Origin of the sequence: Phascolarctobacterium succinatutens, assembly GCF_023497905.1 — a bacterium.
In the GTDB taxonomy this organism is placed as follows: domain Bacteria; phylum Bacillota; class Negativicutes; order Acidaminococcales; family Acidaminococcaceae; genus Phascolarctobacterium_A; species Phascolarctobacterium_A succinatutens.
The window spans coordinates 1,131,348-1,151,815 of sequence record NZ_CP097284.1 but is presented as its reverse complement, the minus strand read 5'-3'; the positions used below and the strand labels follow the sequence as shown (position 1 = coordinate 1,151,815).

General features: G+C 48.1%; 20 protein-coding genes and 1 tRNA gene. 1 reads left to right on the top strand and 20 read right to left on the bottom strand.

Annotated features, from left to right (window positions below; translation table 11 throughout):
* Positions 1-17: 17 nt before the first annotated feature.
* The 15 genes from pssA to larAH10 all read right to left on the bottom strand — a co-directional run bounded on the left by pssA (position 18) and on the right by larAH10 (position 14,753).
* Positions 18-701 carry a CDP-diacylglycerol--serine O-phosphatidyltransferase gene (gene pssA / locus M5E81_RS05480; RefSeq protein WP_249748066.1) on the bottom strand — a complete coding sequence of 228 codons (684 nt, stop codon included), beginning with the start codon at positions 699-701 and terminating at the stop codon, positions 18-20.
* Complete coding sequence (locus M5E81_RS05475) at positions 698-1,330, bottom strand: phosphatidylserine decarboxylase family protein (RefSeq protein ID WP_249748065.1); 633 nt, start codon at positions 1,328-1,330, stop codon at positions 698-700. Before M5E81_RS05475 ends, pssA begins: the two co-directional genes overlap by 4 nt.
* 213 nt (positions 1,331-1,543) lie before the next feature.
* Positions 1,544-2,272: a WecB/TagA/CpsF family glycosyltransferase gene (locus tag M5E81_RS05470; RefSeq protein WP_249748064.1), complete on the bottom strand. Its 729-nt coding sequence runs from the start codon at positions 2,270-2,272 to the stop codon at positions 1,544-1,546.
* A gap of 126 nt (positions 2,273-2,398) precedes the next feature.
* Positions 2,399-3,103 carry a response regulator gene (locus M5E81_RS05465; RefSeq protein ID WP_009145099.1) on the bottom strand — a complete coding sequence of 235 codons (705 nt, stop codon included), beginning with the start codon at positions 3,101-3,103 and terminating at the stop codon, positions 2,399-2,401.
* A gap of 1 nt (position 3,104) precedes the next feature.
* Positions 3,105-4,760: an ATP-binding protein gene (locus M5E81_RS05460; protein ID WP_249748063.1), complete on the bottom strand. Its 1,656-nt coding sequence runs from the start codon at positions 4,758-4,760 to the stop codon at positions 3,105-3,107.
* Complete coding sequence (locus M5E81_RS05455; protein WP_009145097.1) at positions 4,744-6,354, bottom strand: peptide chain release factor 3; 1,611 nt, start codon at positions 6,352-6,354, stop codon at positions 4,744-4,746. Before M5E81_RS05455 ends, M5E81_RS05460 begins: the two co-directional genes overlap by 17 nt.
* 15 nt (positions 6,355-6,369) lie before the next feature.
* Positions 6,370-6,996 carry a hypothetical protein gene (locus M5E81_RS05450; RefSeq protein WP_249748062.1) on the bottom strand — a complete coding sequence of 209 codons (627 nt, stop codon included), beginning with the start codon at positions 6,994-6,996 and terminating at the stop codon, positions 6,370-6,372.
* Between the two features lie 552 nt (positions 6,997-7,548).
* A tRNA-Pro gene (locus tag M5E81_RS05445) sits at positions 7,549-7,625 on the bottom strand.
* Positions 7,626-7,686: 61 nt separating this feature from the next.
* The gene (thrB, locus tag M5E81_RS05440; RefSeq protein ID WP_009145094.1) at positions 7,687-8,598 is read right to left on the bottom strand and encodes a homoserine kinase; all 912 of its coding nucleotides are present in this window, start codon (positions 8,596-8,598) and stop codon (positions 7,687-7,689) included.
* 12 nt (positions 8,599-8,610) lie between these two features.
* A complete protein-coding gene (locus tag M5E81_RS05435) occupies positions 8,611-9,915 on the bottom strand; it encodes a homoserine dehydrogenase (protein WP_249748061.1) in 1,305 nt (434 codons plus the stop codon).
* Positions 9,916-9,949: 34 nt separating this feature from the next.
* Entirely contained in the window at positions 9,950-10,393 is a 444-nt protein-coding gene (locus M5E81_RS05430) for an ACT domain-containing protein (RefSeq protein WP_040564968.1), read from the bottom strand.
* Positions 10,394-10,601: 208 nt separating this feature from the next.
* Positions 10,602-11,159, bottom strand: a complete 558-nt coding sequence (efp, locus tag M5E81_RS05425) for an elongation factor P (protein WP_009145091.1) — start codon at positions 11,157-11,159, stop codon at positions 10,602-10,604.
* A gap of 26 nt (positions 11,160-11,185) precedes the next feature.
* Positions 11,186-12,259 (bottom strand): aminopeptidase P family protein, encoded by a 1,074-nt coding sequence (locus M5E81_RS05420; protein WP_009145090.1) that lies wholly within the window; start codon positions 12,257-12,259, stop codon positions 11,186-11,188.
* Between the two features lie 199 nt (positions 12,260-12,458).
* The gene (locus M5E81_RS05415; RefSeq protein WP_009145089.1) at positions 12,459-13,421 is read right to left on the bottom strand and encodes an L-lactate dehydrogenase; all 963 of its coding nucleotides are present in this window, start codon (positions 13,419-13,421) and stop codon (positions 12,459-12,461) included.
* Between the two features lie 33 nt (positions 13,422-13,454).
* The gene (gene larAH10, locus M5E81_RS05410; RefSeq protein WP_148495317.1) at positions 13,455-14,753 is read right to left on the bottom strand and encodes an NPN-dependent 2-hydroxyacid racemase, LarAH10 family; all 1,299 of its coding nucleotides are present in this window, start codon (positions 14,751-14,753) and stop codon (positions 13,455-13,457) included.
* 143 nt (positions 14,754-14,896) lie between these two features.
* Here larAH10 and M5E81_RS05405 point away from each other — a divergent pair, with 143 nt between their 5' ends.
* The gene (locus tag M5E81_RS05405; protein WP_249748060.1) at positions 14,897-15,364 is read left to right on the top strand and encodes a flavodoxin; all 468 of its coding nucleotides are present in this window, start codon (positions 14,897-14,899) and stop codon (positions 15,362-15,364) included.
* Between the two features lie 80 nt (positions 15,365-15,444).
* Here M5E81_RS05405 and M5E81_RS05400 read toward each other — a convergent pair whose 3' ends face one another.
* The 5 genes from M5E81_RS05400 to M5E81_RS05380 all read right to left on the bottom strand — a co-directional run bounded on the left by M5E81_RS05400 (position 15,445) and on the right by M5E81_RS05380 (position 20,457).
* Positions 15,445-16,566, bottom strand: a complete 1,122-nt coding sequence (locus M5E81_RS05400) for an amidohydrolase (RefSeq protein WP_009145086.1) — start codon at positions 16,564-16,566, stop codon at positions 15,445-15,447.
* Positions 16,567-16,643: 77 nt separating this feature from the next.
* On the bottom strand, positions 16,644-17,477 hold the full coding sequence (locus M5E81_RS05395; RefSeq protein WP_249748059.1) for a MetQ/NlpA family ABC transporter substrate-binding protein: 834 nt from the start codon (positions 17,475-17,477) through the stop codon (positions 16,644-16,646).
* A 198-nt stretch (positions 17,478-17,675) separates the two neighbouring features.
* Entirely contained in the window at positions 17,676-18,554 is an 879-nt protein-coding gene (tsf, locus tag M5E81_RS05390; protein ID WP_009145084.1) for a translation elongation factor Ts, read from the bottom strand.
* Positions 18,555-18,594: 40 nt separating this feature from the next.
* On the bottom strand, positions 18,595-19,332 hold the full coding sequence (rpsB, locus tag M5E81_RS05385) for a 30S ribosomal protein S2 (protein WP_009145083.1): 738 nt from the start codon (positions 19,330-19,332) through the stop codon (positions 18,595-18,597).
* Positions 19,333-19,530: 198 nt separating this feature from the next.
* Entirely contained in the window at positions 19,531-20,457 is a 927-nt protein-coding gene (locus M5E81_RS05380) for a calcium/sodium antiporter (RefSeq protein WP_040564965.1), read from the bottom strand.
* Between the last annotated feature and the right edge of the window lie 11 nt (positions 20,458-20,468).

Genomic DNA, 20,468 nt, shown 5'->3' with positions numbered 1-20,468 from the left:
ACTCCCCTAACGGCAAATTATTTGTTCTTACCTGTAAGAGCACGGTAAACATGGTTTACAATGCCTGCCAGCGTATAGGTGAACATTGCTACAAACGGCCACGCACCGGGACGCTCGTACAGCATTACGGCACCGACAATTACGGCAATGATTACAGGCAGGCGATACATAGGATTGCCCTTGCCCTTGAAATCCGGGAATTTAACCTCGCTGTACATGATGCAGGCAATTACCAGAGTAACTGCTGCCAGCACAGCCGGAGCAAACTGATAACCGGAAACAACATATGTTGCCAAGAAGCAGGCACCAGCCGGAATAGGCATGCCCTGGAAATAACCGTGTACAACACCGGTGTTGCAGTTGAAGCGTGCCAGACGCAGGCAGCCGCCGACAGCAAAGAGTGCAGCAATAACCTGACCTACAAGGCCCAAATTCTGCAGACCATACATATAAATCATGATGGCAGGCGCAACGCCGAAGGAGCACATGTCGCAAAGAGAATCCATCTCTTTGCCGAAGTCACCGCCGCCAACGCCGAGAGCGCGGGCAGCACGGCCATCCATAGAGTCAAAAAGTACAGCGATTACGATGAAAACGGGGGCAAGGAAGAAATCACCCTCGATAGTTTTAAAGATAGACAGCACACCGAAAATAAGGCTCGCAGAGCTGATGCTGTTTGGAATCAGACGACGCCAGTTCATTGTTCTTTAACCCTCCCCACTACGGTAATACCGCCAACAACCTTATCACCCTTCTTAACGGTGATTTCAACATTTCTGGGCACAACCAGCTCCGTGCTGGAGCCGAATTTGATCATGCCGTAGGTTTCGCCCTGTTTGAGCTTGGTGCCTACAGTTACCCAGGAAACGATGCGGCGTGCCAGCAGACCAGCAATCTGGATTACCAGGAAGCGCATACGGCCGTTATCCATACCGATAGCATGACGCTCGTTTTCAAAGGAAGCGTTTTTCTCATACGCAGGCACGAACTGACCGCAGGTATAGCGCTGATATTTGATTTCGCCATCGAGCGGCGCACGGTTGGTGTGCACGTTGAATACGGAAAGGAAAATAGTTACCTTAATCGCAGGCTCATTGAGATATTCATCATCAAAAATTTCATCTACGCCCATTACCGTACCGTCTGCAGGCGAATACAGGATGTTGGGATCATAAGGCGTAACGCGGTGGAAATCACGGAAGAAGTAGGCAAAGTATAACGCCAGCACTACGGGGATTACGGCCCACACAGCGCCGAAGAAATAATATACTATTGCAGCCAACAACAAAGAAACACCAACATAAATATAACCATCTTTTACAATAAACATATAAAGCCTCGCTTTCCTGCGAATATTTCTTTTAATCTAAAACTTCATATCAGCAAACAACCTTGAACTGACTGTACAGTCTGTTTTTTCGCAGACATAAAAAGTGATGGAATGCTACTTCCATCACTTTATTATAATACACCAACCTGCTTTTGTCTACATAAGTGTAAAATTCTTAGCACTTTCGGCAAGCACAGTATTTTTCAGTCTATATCAGAACTTGGATGACATTACCTTGATAACAAACTTAGGCAGCGCCATCATACGCATAAAACGGCTGGGCTGCTTGTACAGGCGGAAGGCCCATTCCAAGGAAGCATCCTGCATCCATTTCGGTGCACGCTCCATTTTACCTGCGAGTACGTCAAAGCTGCCGCCGATGCCCATCAGAATTTTTGCGTTCAGCTCCGCGCGGTGTGCCACCAGCCATTTTTCCTGCTTGGGTGCGCCCAAGGCAACGAAAAGCATGTCTGCGCCGCTGGCGTTGATATCCGCAATAATCTGCGGCACATCCTCATCCTTAAAGTAACCGTTGTAGCAGCCTACTACCTGTACTCCCGGATAAAGCTCCTCGGCCTTCGCCTTCGCAGCTTCGGCAACGCCAGGGCTACCGCCAAAGAAGTACGCCTTGTAGCCCTTGTGCGCCGATAAATCCAAAAGCTCGTTGTACAGGTCAAAGCCTGCTACACGCTCCGGCACCTTGTAGCCAAGGTGTCTGCCTGCCCACACGGCACCGGCACCGTCAGGCAGCACCAGCTCCGCATCCTCGCAGATTATTTTTTTGTATTCTGCGTTTTCCTGGCACATCATGATGATTTCGGCATTTGCGGTAACAACAAAAGTCTGCTCCTTGGCGAGCATTCTTTCTTCAAGCGTTTTCACTGCCTCCTGCATAGTCATTGCGTGTATAGGCACGCCTAATATTTTAATCGGGTCTTGCATATGTTTTGCCCCCTCTTTTCTGCATAATAATACTACTATTGTACACTACTTTAACGATTATTTCAAATCTGTATAAGAAAAAGCGAACCCTCAGACAAATACTGCCGAGGGTTCACCCGAATCGCTTTACTGTATATACGCCTTCAGCACATCGCTCTGCTTATCAAGGCACAGATACTTATAGACCGGTCTGCCAACGCTGCCGCGGTGCAGGTCCAGCTTCAGCAGATGCAGGGATTTCAAAAACTCCAGATATTTACGGATAGAAACGCGGGAGATTCCCACCATGCCTGCCACCTCTTCGGTAGTAAACATGCCGTCAATACCGCAGATGCATTCCCAAACAGTGCCTAAGGTATTTTTATCAAGTCCCTTGGGCAGAGTTACCGCAACCTGATTATCCTGACGCATAATAGTAGTATCAAGGTCAGCCTGCTTAATGATGCCCTGCTCCTCAACAATCTGATAACGCTTCAGATAATTGTTCAGCGCAAGGTTAAAGCGTTCAAACTCAAAGGGCTTGATAATATAATCGACAGCGCCTAAACGCAACGCCAGCTTAATTTTATCCTTATCATTTGCTGCCGAAACGATGATGACATCTACATCATAACCATTCTCGCGTATTTTAGCCAAAAGCTGTAAACCATCCATAGTAGGCATAAAGACATCAAGAATGATTAAATCGTATTTGTTCTGACGCAGCAGCTTCAGCGCAGTATCTCCGTTACCTGCGATATCGCACAGCTGAAACCCCTTGATCTGGCTAAGATAGTGCTCATGCAATTGGGCAACCATCGGGTCATCTTCTACAACTAACACGTTAATCATCTTAATCCCCCTCTTTCCTGGTCGGAAGCCTTACGGTAAAGGTAGTGCCCTCACCCGGAGCAGACTCCACAGTAATGGTGCCATTAAGGTTATTGATGCTTTGCTTAACCAGATATAAGCCAAAGCCATGACCGCTTTCACCCTTGCTGCTGAAGCCGCGCTGGAAGATATGCTCGCGTATCTCGTCACTCATACCGGGTCCGGAATCCTCCACGACGATAACAATTTCGCGGTCAAAATCCAGAATCGAGAGATTAACGATGCGTTCACCGTCAAAATTCTTCAACGCATCAAAGGCGTTTTCAATAATATTGCCGGCAATCAGTACAATATCATGTACCGAAGGCACATCCAGTTCGCTGTGCAGCTCGCTTTCCTCTGTCAGAGAAAAGTCGATATCAAGTTCACGGCTGCGGCTTATTTTACCGAGGATAAAGCCTGATAATGTAATGTCTTTCAGGCGGGTTACTACATAAGAAACCTCAGATTGTCTGTTATAGGCAATTTCCTGCGTAAAATTCTTCAGCTCGTCATAGGCCTTCATATCTATCAGGCCCATAATCACATGCATTTTGTTCATAAACTCATGTGTCTGCGCTCTTAAAGCAGTAGCATAATTTTTAAAGCCTGTCAGCTGGTTAGCCATCTCTTCTACTACAGATTTTTTGCGGAAGGTAATTACGGCACCGATAATGTTCTTATCATCCAGTAACGATACTGCAGTAATAATAAAGACAGTATTACCCATCTTGACACTGGCATCAACTAAAGTTTTACCTTCTTTTATAATATCATCCAACGGCACACGTTTCAAGACATCTTTTGCAGATTTTCCAAATAGTTCATTAACTCCTTCAATACCTGCTTGCTTCAAAAGCAATTGGGCCTCGGAATTGACAAGCGTAATGCAGCCGTTGCTGTTGATATTGATAATGCCTTCACGTACAGAGTTAAGAATAACGTCGCGCTCCTGCAGCATTCTGGCGATTTCTTCCGGCTCATAGCCGAAAAGAACACGTTTAATCCTCTGTGCCAGATAAATTGCTCCCCAGATGCCGACAATCAGGCCAAGCAGCGTCATAGACAGCAAGAATAAAACTGCATCTATTGTAGAATTATTAACGATTTCATCGGAATAACCGGTAACAACATAACCGATAGTTTTTTTATTGTCATCTTTAACAAAGCCAATAGCCTTATTGGGAATCGAATAGTTTTCCTTATAGGAAATATTGTTGCGTACCGCATATTTGTCAACCAGATTACGCGCACTATGCTCGAAGTCAGGCAGCTTGCCGGGGTTATACAACACGCGCAGATGGCGGTTCTTGTCGTAAATCGCTACGCCCGCTTCATCCGAATGGTCAACATCGTTAACAAAGGCAGCCATAAAGCTGTCTACGGAATCCTCCGGCATTTTGTTCTGCTTCTCCAGGCTCTCCCTAATTTCCGGAGAGTTACAGAGAATGTTGTTGATGCTTACGGCGTTGATACTGACGCGGTCATAAATTACCCGCGCCACCTTCTGCGTCGTAAACAAAGATGTCGGCAGCAGTGCGATACACACTACGAGCGTAATAAGTACTACTATTTTCTGTAAAAGTGAAAGCGTTTTTCCTGATTTGTAATTGTAATTATCTTTAGATTTTCTCCACATCAGCAGGTACCGTCAGGAACTGAATACCAGGATTTCGTTCCAGAATCCAATTCAGGGACCACTCGTTATTTACAAGAATAACAGGTCTGTCCTTTTTATCATAAACAAGCATTCCGTTATCCAAGCCTTTAATGTTCTCAATCAGCTTCTTATCCTCTGCATATACCCAACGTGCAACGGAGTACGGCAGCTGGTTCATCAGCAGCTTAGAACTGTACTCGTTAAGCAGACGGTATTCCAGAACCTCCAGCTGCAGTACGCCGACAACGCCGACGATGTAGCTTTCAAGACCTACGCCCTCCTGACGGAATACCTGAATAGCACCCTCCTGCGACAGCTGGATGATGCCCTTTTCAAACTGCTTGCGTTTGAGGGAGTCCTTAGGCTGTACGCGGGCAAAAATTTCCGGCGGGAATACGGGGAAATCTTCAAATTGCAGCTTCAGGCTGCTGTCGCTCAGGGAATCACCGATACCGAAGATACCCGGATCAAAAACGCCGATAATATCACCTGGATATGCTTTTTCCACTATTGTGCGCTCCTGAGCCAGGAACTGCTGCGGCTGTGCCAGCTTAACCATCTTACCGGATTGCTTGTGGTAAACGCTCATTCCCTTGTCAAAGACGCCGGAACAAATACGCATGAAGGAAATTCTGTCACGGTGAGCAGGATTCATATTAGCCTGGATTTTAAAAACAAAAGCAGAGAATTTTTCGTTCTCCGGTGACAATATTGTACCATCTTGCAGCATTCTTGGCTGTGGCATGGGAGACATTTCCAGGAATTTTTCCAGGAAGCTCTGTACGCCGAAGTTGGTCATAGCACTGCCGAAGAACATCGGAGTCAGCTCGCCGGTGTTAACCTTTTCCATATCGAATTCATCGCCTGCCATGTCCAGCAGCTCGATATCGTTGCACAGGTTTTCGTAGAGTTCGTCGCCCAGCATCTCTTTGATTTTGGGATCGTCCAAAGAACCGGTAGTGGATTTCAGCTTGTTGGCACCATGGCTGGTGTCATCCTCGAACAGCTCGATAGTGTTTTCCAGACGGTTGTACACGCCCTTGTAATGGCCGTCGATACCGATAGGCCAGTTAATCGGATATGCGCGGATGTTCAGCACCTTTTCCAGCTCGTCCATCAGGTCGAAGGGATTACGGCCGTAGCGGTCCAGTTTGTTGATAAAGGTAAAAATAGGCAGACGGCGGCGGTGACAAACCCAGAACAGCTTCTTGGTCTGCGGCTCTACGCCCTTGGCAGCGTCAATCAGCATAACAGCACTGTCGGCAGCCATCAAAGTACGGTAGGTATCCTCGGAGAAATCCTGGTGACCGGGGGTATCCAGAATGTTTACGCGGAAGCCGTCGTAATCAAATTGCAGTACGGAAGAAGTAACGGAAATACCACGCTGCTTTTCAATCTCCATCCAGTCGGATACAGCGTGCTTGTTGCTCTTTCTAGCCTTTACAGAGCCTGCCAGGTGAATAGCTCCGCCGTAAAGCAGCAGCTTTTCGGTAAGGGTTGTTTTACCTGCGTCAGGGTGAGAAATAATAGCGAAGGTACGGCGTTTCTTAATTTTATCCATCAATTCTGTCATTATGTATATGCTCTCCTATTTCTTTAAATTTTTGGTAATCCTGGCAATTTCATCCTCATCGGGAACCAGCTCGTCTACTGCCGGATAATCAGCGTTCTGCTCCTCGTACAGCTTGTAGGCATCAAGAATCTGCATTTTGATGTAGTCGGGAACAGGGATTTCCGTCTGCAGCTCACCGCGCATGGTTACGCGGAAGGCAACGTTCTCGTAGCGTTCACCGCTGTAGGTTTCGCAGGTGAAGGAAGTACGCATGAATTCATCCTTAAAGGTGCAGTCCTTCAGGATGTGCGCCTTGCGCTCCTTATCCCAGGCTGCATAAATTTTATACAGCTCCTGCTGTGCCTCCACCGGCACGTCCTCGCCCAGGACAACGGTTTCGGTTTCATCTATCGGCGTGCAGTCCATGTTGTTGCAGACTGTGCCGTCCTCCAGCTCCAGGTCAACTGTCAGCACATAATCAATCTCATGAAAGCTGGCTGTTTTAATCTGCCATTTCTGCTGCCAGCGGGCAATACATTCCGGGCAGATAAATTTGGTATCGCGAATGCTGTTGTTCATGTAATTATCACGATAATACAATTTTTCTCCGGGCACAAAATGTTCGCCGCATTCACTGCAGACGAATTCCAAGGTACGAATCATCGGTCAAAACCTCCCAATATAATATGAAAAAGCCCTTACTTCGAATGCAAGGCGCTCTGCTATAACAGTAATCAGTAATGCCGTGGCTGTCGGGAAGCTATATTCCCAAGCTGTAAGCCTTCGGCCTGATGTTTTGCAGCTTTTGCTGTCAATTACTGTTCAAATTGCTTTGTTATGCCGTCAGCAGCAGTTTTATTTACCCCTGCTGCCCGGCAGCTGCGCAAAATATATTTACACGTTCTATATTATAACATATCAGATTGTTTTTCCCTAACAATTTTTCTTTAAAATGAGGGTTGTTGGGGACGTATCGCAAAGCGAATTGTATAAAATGCTTATTTCTCACATTTTTATAAGATTTTTTGTGTTCCGAATCACACTTTTATGTAAATTTACGCAAATAAAAAGAACCAAAATCGGTTCTAAGTTTATAAGATTAGTTTTTCCTAAGCTCATATCGAGAGCATTATTATATTTTCTCGCGTGCCCCAACTTCCTTTTAAACATGAAAAAAGCCTTTACGTTAAAACGTAAAGGCTATAAGTCCGACATTGGTCGGAGCGGCGGGATTCGAACCCACGACCTCTTCCACCCCAAGGAAGCGCTCTACCAAGCTGAGCCACGCCCCGAATCACAAGGAGTATTATACAGGTTTATTTGGATTTTGTCAACACTATTTTTTAAAATATTTTAAACTTTTTTTACACCGTCTGTATCCAGGTCCAGAATATGGTAGCAGGCGTGTTCATTATTGGCCGCAAACACATCAACCATGGCCTTGGCAATGCGCTCACAGTCTGCTTCCGGCGAAGCATAGGCCATCACCGTAGAGCCTGCACCGCTGATAATAGCGTTATATGCGCCTGCCTCTTTGGCAGCCGCAAAAACGTCGGGCAAGCCCGGAATCAGATGCGCACGGTACGGCTGATGCAGCTTATCCTCCAGCGCCATGCCCAGATACTCATAATTGCCGCTCAGCAGCGCACCGACCAAAAGCGAAGCTCTGGAGGTGTTATATACTGCGTCCTTGTGCGGTACAGTCTTGGGAATAGCCTGACGCGCAAGCGACGTAGGCAGCTTGCTGTCGGGAACGACGGCAATGAACTTCAATGGCTTGGCAGGCAGCAGACGCAAAGAATGCGCCTTCTCCTGCTCCATATAGCTGATGGTGAAGCCGCCGTACAGCGCCGGTGCCACATTATCCGGGTGGCCCTCGATTTCCGTAGCGATATCGAGAAGCTCATCCTTGGTATAATGGTCATCACACAAAGCGTTGGCTGCAAACAGACCGGCAACAATCGCACTGGAGCTGCTGCCCAGACCGCGGGACATAGGAATGCGGTTGAGCATCTTCACCTTCAGACCGATGCGTTGGCCGTCGGTTACGGCGTTCCACACGCGCAGAAAGCTGGCAAAGGCCAAATTACGGCCAAACGGCTTCAGATAATCTGCGCCCTCGCCTTCTACCTCCAGCTGGAAGCCCTTCTTATCGGTTATTTCATAGCTTACTTCGTTATACAGATTGCAGGCCAGGCCGAGGGTATCAAAGCCGGGGCCGCAGTTAGCTGAGGTTGCGGGAACCTGGATAAATACTTTTTTCATGTTGCCGCCTCTTTATGCCAAATGGCTGTCTTCTACACGAATCACACAGCTGATTGCTTCTACTACCGGCAGTACGCGCAAAATTTGCAGCGCCATCTGCAGATTAGCCTCCGAAACACTGTGAGTAATTACAACAATTTCCGCCTTGTTGCTCTTAACATCATTAGTCTGTACAACATTGCGCAGGCTCACGTTCTGTGCGCCGAAGGCTGCAGCGATAGCTGCCAGTGCGCCCGGTTTATCTGCTACCTGCAGACGGATATATGCCGGTGCGGACATCTTGTCAGGCGGACAGAGGCGTTTTTCCTCAAAGCATGTGCAGCTGATGCGTCCGGTAGACTGATGCTGCATATTGCGGGCAATATCAATAATATCGCCGCAGACAGAGCTTGCAGTCGGCAGACGACCTGCACCGAGGCCCAGGAACATTGCCTCACCGATAGCGTCACCGTTGACGAATACAGCGTTATACACGCCGTTTACGCCTGCCAGCGGATGGGAAAGCGGAATCATCGTCGGGTTAACACGCAGGCTGACACCGTTTTCCGGATCGTTCTTGGCGATTGCCAGAAGCTTAACTGCGTAACCGAGGTCAGTTGCATATTTGATATCGCAGGCTTCGATGCTTTCAATGCCTTCAACCTGCACATCGTCCAGATTGAAGCGGGTATTGAAGGCGATAGATGCCAGAATAACGATTTTACGCGCAGCATCCAGACCGCCTACATCGGCAGTAGGATCGGACTCTGCATAGCCCTTGGCCTGCGCTTCCTTCAGTACCTCGTCGTAATCAAGGTGTTCGTTAGCCATCTTGGACAGCATATAGTTGGTGGTGCCGTTCACGATACCCATGATAGAGGTAATCTGATTGGCTGCCATACTGGTTTTCAAAGGTCCAATGATAGGAATACCGCCGCAGACGCTGGCTTCAAACATAAAGTCGCAGTTGTGCTCATGTGCCAGCGGGAACAGCTCGGCACCGAATTTGGCCAGAACGTCCTTGTTGGCAGTAACAACATGCTTGCCGTTGGCAAAGGCTCTGGCGATAAATTCCTTGGCAGGATGCTCGCGGCCCAGCAGCTCAACGATAATATCAATATCCTTATCCTCAAGCACTTCGTCAGCGTTGTCGGTGAAAATATATTTATCGCCGTATTCCTGTTTCAGGCGGTCTACATGGCGGTCAAGCACCTTGGTGATTCTTACCGGCTTGCCTACCTCTTTGGCTATTTTCTCTGCATTTTTCTCTAAAACCTTCAGCACGCCGCCACCGACAGTGCCGGCGCCCAACAGACCAACATTTACAAAATCCTTCATTTAGTACCCCTCCAATACCTAAATAAGTAATCGGTTATACCTGACCTAAAACTTCCAGACGTTTTACGCCGTCAATCATGCGCAGCTTGTCCAGCAGAGCCTCCAGATCTACCGTCAGATGCTTGGTTTCGATAGAAATAGTGGTGTTGGCAACGCCCTGCAGAGGAATGCCCTGGTTGATGGTCATGATGCTGCCGGAATCGTCGGCAACAGTATTCAGGACCTTGGACAGCACACCAGATTTGTGCTCAAGCAGTAAGGACAAGGTAATAATTTTTTCCTTGCTTGCTTCATAGAACGGGAAAACGAAATCCTTATATTTGTAATAAGCACTGCGGCTCAGGCCCATTTTTTCAACTGCTTCGTTGATAGTTTTGATTTCGCCGCGTTTGAGGATTTCTTTAACCTTTATAGTTTTTTTAATTGCTTCAGGAAGAATTTCTTCGCGAACCAAATAGAATGTGGATTTTTCAGACATACTAGTGTCCCCTTTCTTCATACAAAATTCTTCTAATATTATACCACTGTTCTCTTGAAAAGTACACTTGTTATTTTTGTAAATTCTGAACAAATTCAGTGTACAATATAAGTACATATGCATACAAAAAAAGCTGCCGCAGGCAGGTTCCGTCACCGTGAGTAACAGAACAAGCCTGCAGCAGCTGCTGTGTAATTCTTAATTAAAATTAAGCGCGGGAAATGTAGTCGCCGGTTCTGGTATCGATAGCCAGAACATCGCCCTCGTTGATGAACAGAGGAACTTTAACAACATAGCCGGTATCCATGGTAGCGTTCTTGCTGCCGCCGGTTGCGGTATCGCCTTTGATGCCGGGTTCGGTTTCAACTACGGTCAGTTCTACAGTGTTCGGCAGATCAACGCCCAGTACACGGTTGTCATAAATCATGATTTTAACGTCCATGTTCTCTTTCAGGAAGTTCAGTGCGCTGCCCAGAGTTTCTTTGCTCAGCTCGGTTTGTTCGTAGGTTTCATTATCCATGAATACATACATGCCGTCGGATTCATACAGATATTGCATTTCGCGACGGTCGATGTGAGCCTTCGGCAGACGCTCGCCTGCGTTGAAGGTACGCTCAACAACAGCACCGGTGCACAGGTTACGCATTTTTGCACGTACGAAAGCAGCACCCTTACCAGGTTTTACGTGTTGGAATTCAACAACCTGCCAAGCGTCGCCATCGATAGTAACAGTTACGTTGGTTTTAAATTCGTTTGTGGAAATCATTGGAAGCCCTCCTATAAATTTAAATATTAGACAATTTCAATAAGCTGCTTTTTGACACCGTTCAAGGCTCTTGCCCCATTCTCTGTCAAAACAACAGTATCTTCTATACGTACCCCGCCTTTACCGGGAATGTATATACCGGGTTCAATAGTGAAGATCATGCCTGTCTGCAGCACCGTAGCGCCACGCTTGTTGATCATCGGCATTTCATGGATTTCCAGGCCTACACCGTGACCTGTTCCATGCACATAATAATCGCCGTAGCCGCAGGCGGTAATGCTGTCACGCACAATAGCGTCCAGCTCTCTGCCGGTCATGCCTGCTTCGGCAGCCTTCAGGCCCTTGCGCTGTGCTTCTTCAACTATAGTATAAATTTCCTGCTGCCAGGAATTTGCCAGACCCACTACCAGGGTACGCGTCATATCGGAATGATATCCCTTATAGACAGCGCCGAAGTCAAAGGTAATAAAATCACCGACCTCGATAACCTTGTCGGATGCCATGCCATGCGGCAAAGCACTGCGTACGCCGGAGGCTACAATCGTATCAAAGGAAGTCTTTTCACTTCCCAAGGCACGCATATAGTATTCCAGACGGCCTGCCAGACTGCGCTCGGTACAGCCAGGCTTGATATCCTCCAGCAGATGGATAAAGGCTTCGTCAGCAATGCTGGCAGCCTTCAGCAGCAGGTCCAGCTCTTTTTTATCCTTAATCATACGGATATCACTGAAATCAATACTCTGCATATAGGTTTCGCCCAAAAGCTCGTGCAGCACAGTATAATCATCATAGCTGTAATACGCTCCGTCAAAGCCTACTACCTGCGCTTGGGCATTCTTTGCCAAATCAGCGGCGGCAGCCCAGATGCTGTGCGCACCTGTCGGAGTATACTCCAGCACCTTGAAGAACTTCATTTCGTTTCTGGCCTGCTCTGTATAACGGCCATCCGTAATCAGCACGCCCTGTTGTCTGTCCAGATACAGCAGACTGGAATCTCCTGTAAAGCCGGTCAGATAACGGATTGTGGTAACATCCTTAATAATGACACTGTCTACCTGCAGCTTGGCCATATGCTCCAAAACTCTATTGATACGCGTCATGATATTACCCTCTTTCCATAAAACTGATGATAGCTATGAATCACCTAAATATTTTACCACTCATTGGCAAAACTTTCAACTATTATCTTTGCTAAGGCACTTTTTTTGTTAACTTTGTAGCATAACCAGCAAAAAAGCAGGCCGTAAGCAGCGCCCTGCAGCGTTGTCGGCCTGCCCTTTCAAAGACATACTATAAAAATTATTTACATTCGGCAGGAGCAATGCCTTCTGCGGTTTTGATGTTCTTACGTACATCGTCGCAGCATTTATGGAAGTTTGCCAGCTCCTCAGCAGTCAGAGGCAGCTCCAGCACACGCTCTGCGCCGTTTTTGCCCAACAGTACGGGAACGCCTACAAAGACATCCTTTTCGCCGTATTCGCCGTCAAGCAGCATGGAAGCAGGCATAATGCGTTGCTCGTCGTTGAAAATGCAGCGTACCATACGTGCTGCGGTAGAGCAGATGCCGTATTCGGTGCAGTGCTTGCCGCTGTAGGTTACCCAGCCGCCGCCGATAGCGCGTTTTTGCAGCTCCGGTTTGTCAAAAGCAAATTTAGGATCCTCGTGCTCCAGAGAGCTTAAAGGAATGCCGTTGAAGTTTACGCAGGACCATGCAGCCATTTGGGAAGCGCCATGCTCGCCAATCATGTAAGCGCTGATGGATTGCGGAGAAACGCCGGTCTGCAGAGATAAAGCAGATACCAGACGGGAGGTATCCAGACCGGTACCGGTACCGATTACATGGCCTTTCGGCAAACCGCTTTCGCGATAAAGGATGTTGGTGATAACATCGCAAGGATTGGTGATGTTAACAATGAAGCCGTTGAAGCCGCTGGCCATAACCTTGTGGATATAACCTTTAACCTGTGCTGCGGTAAAGGTAAGCTCGTCCAAACGGTCACCGCTGGCAACCAGGTCGATATCGCCGATGCAGTTTACAATAGCATCGCAGTCGCCCAAGTCAGCGTAGGTACCGCCGTTGATTTTTACATCATGCGGGCAATACAGAATTGCGTCACGCAGGTCCTGTACCTCGGCAGCCAGCTTGGATTCTTTCGGATCTACCAGCACCAGCTCGGCAGCAATGCCCTGAATAGCCAGGCTGTATGCAACGTGAGCACCAACGTGACCTAAACCGATAATACCAACTTTTCTTGTTTTCATAATTAAGTTCCCCCAAAATTATTCTTTAATATTTTATTTGTCCAAAATAGGCAGCGTAGCTGACGCATGGCCCATAATGGTAATATTGTAATCCTTTTTGCCCTGCTCTGCAAGTTTTTCCTGAGCCATATCCCAGGCCTCCTGCAAGGATGCACAGGGAATATGACCTGTCTTGCGGACAAAGTCGAAGTTCTCGGGACGTGTTACCAGATAAGCGGTTACATCGTTGACAATGCAGCGCGCCTTGAAGGCAACAAAGGCCGGAATAGTGAAATTAGCACGGATATCCTTTTCAAACTGCTCCATATCGTTACGGCTGAAGCAATCCGTAAAGATAGCAGGCTCCTTAATATCCGGGCAGTCCAAAGTGAAAATCATGATGCCGCCGTGCTTAACCGCAAACTGTGCGTTCATGTGGCACTTGGTAGCCTGATACAGATTCAAATCCTTGGGATAACCGCCTGCGGAAGCAATTACTACATCAGCCAGCTGCTTGATGTGTACGCCTGCCATAGCCAGCAAATCCTTACAGCCTTTCTGCCATGCCTCGTACCAGTGGCCTGCAACAACCTCGCTGATTTCTCCGTCCGGAGTAAACACAGTGTTCACAAGAAAATCCGGATTCAACAGTTTGCAGGATTCATACATATCCTGATGAATGGGATTGCCCTCGAGCAGACTTGCGTCACAGGCCTTGTTGCAGCCTGCGCCTTCTACCGGAGACATAGTCATGCAATGGTTTTTCATAATGCTGTCATATGCCGCTACGCCCGGCATAACAGCCTTGCGTCCGCCGCCGAAGCCGGCAAAGGGATGCAGCGTTACAGCACCGGTCAGAATAACTCTGTCGGCATTGGCAACATATTTGCTGATAGCAACATCATTGCCGAAGGAGGTTTGCCCAAGCAGTACCATGTCCTCGCTCTTGCGGGAGTCATGCTGAACTATTTTCAGACGGCGTACCATCTCCTCGCCGCAAACAGTGATATCCTCTTCATGCGTATGACCGCGGTGGGTACCGGTAGCAACAATAACAGTGATGTCCTCGTCCTTTACGCCCACACTGTTCAGCTCGGCCACAATAACCGGCAGAAATTCGGACGTGCCGCACAGACGTGTGATATCGCTGATGACAATGGTTACAGTTTCGCCTGCATGCACAATTTCTCGCAGAGGCTTGGTACCGATCGGGTTACGGATTGCTTCGGTAGTAGCGGCAACAACGTCCTCGCAGACGCTGGATTCATTGCCGTGTATATCATATATAACGCGCTCCTCGGGGAGCAGTACCTCTTCCTGTCGTTTGCCTATTGGCAGAAAGTACTTTTTCATCGACATCCCTCCATTTGAAAAAACTAACTTTATTATACATGAAATCAGCTAAATATACAAGCTGACAGTAAAACTGTAAAGAAAATTCAGCCTTTGTCTAAAATTGTGTTATAATGTTATTATATGAAAGCGAGGTTCACATTATGAAGAAAACTCTTATCGCCTATTTTACACGCACAGGCATTACCAAAAAACTGGCCGAAGACACCGCCAAGCAAACCGGTGCCGATCTTTTTGCTATCGAGCCGGTAAAAGAATATTCCTCCTCTTATCTTATCTGCGTAGGCCAGGCCAAGCTGGAAAACCTGCAAAACGCACGTCCTGCGATAAAGGCCAAGCCGCAGAACCTGCAGGACTATGACACCATTGTGGTGATGTTCCCTATCTGGTGGTTCACCTGCCCCAATATCATCCTCACCTTCCTGGAGGAAAACGACCTGAGCGGCAAAACAGTTATCCCTGTCTGCACCTACGGCAGCAGCGGTAAGGGCAGCAGCGAAAAGGCTATGACGGCAGTTTGCAAGGACGCAACCTTTAAGCCCTGCATTGAAGCAACCGGCCTCAAAGATAAGGCTGTTGCAGCCATTGCCGCAGTAATCGAAGAAGCATAAGAAGCGTAAAATTAAGGCTTCCGCAGTTTGGCAACACCTTACTGCAGAAGCCTTTTGCTTTATAATTTTTCAGGATATGCTTACGGCTTTACGCATAAAATACGCTGCGTAAGATTTGTCAGCACGTTGATGGCATTAGCCAGCGCGCTGTGGTCAAAGTGCATATCACGGTCATGCAGACGCGGCTCCAGGTCGCAGCCAATGCCCAGGCTGGCAGTTTTCAGCTGCGGACGCTCCTGCTTGAAGAAGTTGAAGTCCTCGCCTACCGTAATATTGGCAGCGGGAATCAGTCCTCCCGCTCCCAGCTCTGCAGAAATTACCTCCTGCGTCAGCGCCAACAGTGATGGGTCAGCCTCCGCAGCCGGGCAGGTGCCGACAATATGACAGTCCGCCTCCGCGCCATACACCTTCGCCGTATTCACGACGATATCTTCTACCTTGCGGCGCAGCACCAACATCTCGGCGTTCGACGTACTGCGCAGGTCAAAGCCGATGCTTACCTTGTCACAGATAGCGTTAAGCGAGCCTGCGCCGCCCATAAAGCGGGTAGTCTTGATGCTGCCGCCCAAAAGCGGGTTGCTGTGCAGTGCGTTGATGGCATTCACGATAGCGGCACCGGCATCAATAGCGTTCACGCCCAGATGCGGCTGGGAGCCATGCGCTGCCAACCCACGGATTTCGCCTTCCATCAGGGTGCAGGCCGTCCAATTGATCTGCGCTATAATCTGACCACTGCGTGCCATATCCTTCGGCATTACATGATAACCCAAAGCGTACTGCACATCATCCAGTGCGCCTGCCTCCAGCATTGCCAATGCGCCTCTGCCGATTTCCTCCGCAGGCTGGCAAAGAATCTTCACGCGGCCGCAGGCGAGGCCCTGCTCTTGCAGCAGCTTGGCTACGCCCAAAGCGATAGTCATATGCGCATCATGACCGCAGGCGTGAATAGGCGCCAGCGAACCGTCCTCGTTTTTAAAGAGCAGGCAATCCATATCGGTGCGCACTGCTACCGTAGGTCCCGGCTTGCCGCTGTCGAGCACAGCGGTAAGTGCTGTAGTATTGCCAACGTTTTCTGTTACGTCGTAACCTAGCTTACGCAAAAAATCTGCCAGAAAGGCTGCCGTCCTAACTTCCTTGAAGGCAGGCTCAGCCAGAGCATGCAGCTTGGGCCATACTTCATTAATATATGCTTGAATATCCATAAAATTACCACCTTTGCATAGACAAAAGGCCAACGGCAAAGCTCCCGCAGGAGTTTTGCACGTTGACCATGAGCTCATTATTTGTTATCCCAGCCTAAGTATACAGAACCGGGGAATTTCTTCTCGATGAATTCTGCATTTTCCTTAGATTGATATGCTTCCTGGAAAATCTTCAGACGCGGATCGTTCAGGTCCTTTTCCTGTACAGCAACAATGTTTACATACAGAGAATCCTTGGTTTCACGCAGGATAGGATCCTTGGCAGGGTCCAGGCCGGCGCTGATAGCGTAGGTAGTGTTGATAGCTGCGCAGGTCAGATCATCCAGACTGCGGGGAATTGCTGCAGCCTCCAGCTCGATAATTTCGAAATGATGCGGATTTTCGGTGATATCCTTAACGCTGGTAGTAACATCCTTCGGGTCTTTAACCTTAATCAGGTTGTTGGCAGCGAGCAGCAGAATGGCACGGCCGCCGTTGGTCGGATCGTTAGGAATACCGATTTTTGCACCGTCGGGAATGGTGTCGCCGGGTTTCAATTTTTTAGAATAGATGTTAATCGGGAACAGAGCGGTGTTGAAGGCTTTAGCCAGCTTGAAGGAAGGCTCCTTCTTTATAGTTGCCTTCAGGAAGGGCTCGTGCTGGAAGCAGTTAGCCCAGATTTCACCGGAAGCCAGAGCGGAGTTAGGAGTTACGAAATCGCTGAACTCTTTAACCTCAATCTTCAGGCCCTTTTTCTCGGCAATCTTCTTTACGTTATCCATAATAATAGCATGAGGACCGGGGTTTACGCCTACGATAACCGGCTTATTCATATCTACCTTGCCGTCATCTTTAGAACCGCCGCAGCCTGCAGCTACAAGAGCAAACATTGTCAGTACGCCCACAAGAGCGTATTTTAAAAACTTATTCATTATACATTAACCTCCCCAGCAGTTTACTAGACTGCTAAAACAAAATACATTGCTATTATATGCTTTTGCCATAGCATAGTCAAGAAAGAAAAATGTATACTATTTTACACTTTTTAAAAGTTTTGCAGTGCAAAAAAGAGGCTACCACAATTGCTTGTGATAGCCTTAAATGTTCAGTTGCAGTCCAAACTAAACGGATTATTTAATTTGAGACATAACCTCTGCAGCGAAGTCCTCTTGTTTCTTTTCGATGCCTTCGCCCAGTTGGAAACGGGAGAATGCCAGAACTTCAGCGCCTGCAGCTTTTACCAGTTTGCCAACGGTTTGGTCCGGATCTTTAACGAACTCTTGGTCAACCAGGCATACTTCTTTGTAGTATTTGTTGATACGGCCCATAACCATCTTCTCGATGATTTTTTCCGGTTTGCCTTCGTTTTTAGCTTGCTCGGACAGAACCTCTTTCTCGTGTTCCAGCTCAGCAGCCGGTACTTGAGAGCGTTCCAGATAGCTCGGGTTAGCAGCAGCAACATGCATTGCAACGTCTTTACCCAGTTCAGCATTGCCGCCTTTTAATTCAACAACAACGCCGATTTTGCCGCCGCCATGGATGTAAGCAGCAACAACGCCTTCCGGAGCTTCGTACAGAGCGAAACGACGAACGGAAATCTTTTCGCCGATTTTAGCAACGCTAGCGGTTACCAGAGCTTCAACGGTTTGGCCGTCCAGCTCGGAAGCCAGCAGAGCTTCTACGTCAGCCGGTTTGGTAGCTACGATATGAGCAGCAATTTTTTCAACGAGTTCTTTGAAGCCGTCGGTTTTAGCCACAAAGTCGGTTTCGCAGTTAACTTCTACGATTGCACCGATCTTGCCGTCAGCGCTAACGAAAGAGCCAACAACGCCTTCAGCAGCGATACGGCCGGCTTTTTTAGCAGCAGCAGCCAAACCTTTTTCACGCAGGAAGTCGATTGCTTTGTCCATATCGCCTTCTACAGCGGTCAGTGCTTTTTTGCAGTCCATCATGCCAGCGCCAGTACGCTCGCGCAGTTCTTTAACTAATGCAGCAGTAATTTGAGCCATCAGTTATTCCTCCTCAAAATGTAATATATTAACGTTAGGATTATTCAGCTTCTTCGGTTGCCGGAGCTTCTTCAGCAGCAGCTTCTTCGGTTTGCATACCTTGACGGCCTTCCAGAACAGCGTCAGCCATTTTAGCAGTCAGCAGTTTTACAGCGCGGATAGCGTCGTCGTTTGCAGGGATTACATGATCGATTTCGTCCGGATCGCAGTTGGTGTCAACGGTTGCAACGATAGGAATGTTCAGTTTGTGAGCTTCCAGAACAGCGATGTGCTCTTTGCGGGGGTCAACGATGAACATAGCGCCCGGCAGTTTTTTCATGTCTTTGATACCGCCCAAGTATTTGGTCAGTTTTTCCATTTCATGTTTCAGGCTGATAACTTCTTTCTTCGGCAGCAGGTCGAAGGTGCCGTCAGCTTCCATAGCTTCCAGTTTGCGCAGACGTGCAATACGGGTTTGGATGGTTTTGAAGTTGGTCAGCATGCCGCCCAGCCAACGCTCGTTAACGAAGAACATGTTGCAGCGGGTAGCTTCTTCTTTCATAGCTTCTTGAGCTTGTTTTTTGGTACCAACGAACAGAATGTTTTCGCCAGCAGCAGCAACCTCACGGATGAAGTTGTAAGCTTCGTCAACCTTTTTTACGGTTTTTTGCAGGTCGATGATGTAGATACCGTTACGCTCGGTGAAGATGTACGGAGCCATTTTAGGGTTCCAACGACGGGTTTGGTGACCAAAGTGTACACCAGCTTCAAGTAATTGTTTCATAGAGATAATAGCCATTTTTGTTTCCTCCTGTTTTTTCCTCCGCAGGAATGGGTTATAATTCTTCTCTACGCGGCAAAACGTAGCAACAGATGAATTTTCCTGCGTGTGTTATTTTTACACCAAAATATTCTACCATAAATTCCGCAAGCAGGCAAGAGATTTTTACTGCTTGCGAAGGGTAAATGTTAAATTTTTTACATTATAATGCTGTGCTTACAGAATATACCCCAGATATGCCGCATAGCACATCAGCATCAGCGCCCCGGCCCAGCGTTGCAGGCGCTGAGTACGCAACACGCACAGCCACAGAAGCACTGCCGCACCAAGCGCTACATAGGTATCAAAGTTGAAGGCAGATGCGAAGGGAATGTCGATGATAAGCGAGGATAAGCCTACTACGAAAAGGATATTGAAAATGTTGCTGCCGACGATATTACCGATGGCAATATCCGCGTTACCGCGGCGTGCCGCCGCTACAGAGGTGAACAGCTCCGGCAGCGAGGTGCCCAAGGCCACAATCGTCAGGCCGATAAAACGCTCGCTAAGTCCAGCATAGGTTGCAATAGAGGTTGCTGCGCCAACGGTAACATTACTGCCGGCAATAATCAGCGCCAAGCCGCCAACTGCACCCAAAAGGCAGCGTCCCAGCGGCAAACCGGGCTCTTCCAGATCACTGTCGACATTGCTCTTCATCGCCATGGTGTACAGATACATCATATATGCGGCAAAGGCTACCATGAGCACGCCGCCGTCCGCCAGACTGATACTGCTGTCGCGTCCCTGATAAAACAGCAGTGCGGTAACACCAATCATGAAGGGGATTTCGATGCGTACGGTAGAACGCGCTACCGCAATCGGTACGATAGAAGCCGCAAGGCCTAAAATAACAAGTATGTTAAGAATATTACTGCCTACGATATTACCGATGGTAATATCCGCATTACCCTTAACCGCCGCCGCGATACTTACCGCTGCCTCCGGTGCGCTGGTGCCCATCGCCACGATAGTAAGGCCGATTACCAGCTGCGGAATGCCAAAGCGCATGGCAATACCTGCCGCGCCCTCGACAAACCAATCCGCACCCTTACCGAGCATCACAAAGCCTAAAGCCAATAAAACAAACTGTAAAGCTATTTCCATTTTCTTCCTCC

What these genes read in the sequence shown, in the direction of transcription:
- M5E81_RS05400 (WP_009145086.1), bottom strand. Translation starts at nt 16,566, where the DNA reads ATGGATATTCAAGCATATATTAATGAAGTATGGCCCAAGCTGCATGCT.
- M5E81_RS05470 (WP_249748064.1), bottom strand. Translation starts at nt 2,272, where the DNA reads ATGCAAGACCCGATTAAAATATTAGGCGTGCCTATACACGCAATGACT.
- M5E81_RS05450 (WP_249748062.1), bottom strand. Translation starts at nt 6,996, where the DNA reads ATGATTCGTACCTTGGAATTCGTCTGCAGTGAATGCGGCGAACATTTT.
- M5E81_RS05455 (WP_009145097.1), bottom strand. Translation starts at nt 6,354, where the DNA reads ATGACAGAATTGATGGATAAAATTAAGAAACGCCGTACCTTCGCTATT.
- M5E81_RS05415 (WP_009145089.1), bottom strand. Translation starts at nt 13,421, where the DNA reads ATGAAAACAAGAAAAGTTGGTATTATCGGTTTAGGTCACGTTGGTGCT.
- M5E81_RS05395 (WP_249748059.1), bottom strand. Translation starts at nt 17,477, where the DNA reads ATGAATAAGTTTTTAAAATACGCTCTTGTGGGCGTACTGACAATGTTT.
- rpsB (WP_009145083.1), bottom strand. Translation starts at nt 19,332, where the DNA reads ATGGCTATTATCTCTATGAAACAATTACTTGAAGCTGGTGTACACTTT.
- M5E81_RS05475 (WP_249748065.1), bottom strand. Translation starts at nt 1,330, where the DNA reads ATGTTTATTGTAAAAGATGGTTATATTTATGTTGGTGTTTCTTTGTTG.
- M5E81_RS05405 (WP_249748060.1), top strand. Translation starts at nt 14,897, where the DNA reads ATGAAGAAAACTCTTATCGCCTATTTTACACGCACAGGCATTACCAAA.
- M5E81_RS05380 (WP_040564965.1), bottom strand. Translation starts at nt 20,457, where the DNA reads ATGGAAATAGCTTTACAGTTTGTTTTATTGGCTTTAGGCTTTGTGATG.
- efp (WP_009145091.1), bottom strand. Translation starts at nt 11,159, where the DNA reads ATGATTTCCACAAACGAATTTAAAACCAACGTAACTGTTACTATCGAT.
- M5E81_RS05430 (WP_040564968.1), bottom strand. Translation starts at nt 10,393, where the DNA reads ATGTCTGAAAAATCCACATTCTATTTGGTTCGCGAAGAAATTCTTCCT.
- pssA (WP_249748066.1), bottom strand. Translation starts at nt 701, where the DNA reads ATGAACTGGCGTCGTCTGATTCCAAACAGCATCAGCTCTGCGAGCCTT.
- M5E81_RS05420 (WP_009145090.1), bottom strand. Translation starts at nt 12,259, where the DNA reads ATGACGCGTATCAATAGAGTTTTGGAGCATATGGCCAAGCTGCAGGTA.
- thrB (WP_009145094.1), bottom strand. Translation starts at nt 8,598, where the DNA reads ATGAAAAAAGTATTTATCCAGGTTCCCGCAACCTCAGCTAACTGCGGC.
- M5E81_RS05435 (WP_249748061.1), bottom strand. Translation starts at nt 9,915, where the DNA reads ATGAAGGATTTTGTAAATGTTGGTCTGTTGGGCGCCGGCACTGTCGGT.
- larAH10 (WP_148495317.1), bottom strand. Translation starts at nt 14,753, where the DNA reads ATGAAAAAGTACTTTCTGCCAATAGGCAAACGACAGGAAGAGGTACTG.
- M5E81_RS05465 (WP_009145099.1), bottom strand. Translation starts at nt 3,103, where the DNA reads ATGATTAACGTGTTAGTTGTAGAAGATGACCCGATGGTTGCCCAATTG.
- M5E81_RS05460 (WP_249748063.1), bottom strand. Translation starts at nt 4,760, where the DNA reads ATGTGGAGAAAATCTAAAGATAATTACAATTACAAATCAGGAAAAACG.
- tsf (WP_009145084.1), bottom strand. Translation starts at nt 18,554, where the DNA reads ATGGCTCAAATTACTGCTGCATTAGTTAAAGAACTGCGCGAGCGTACT.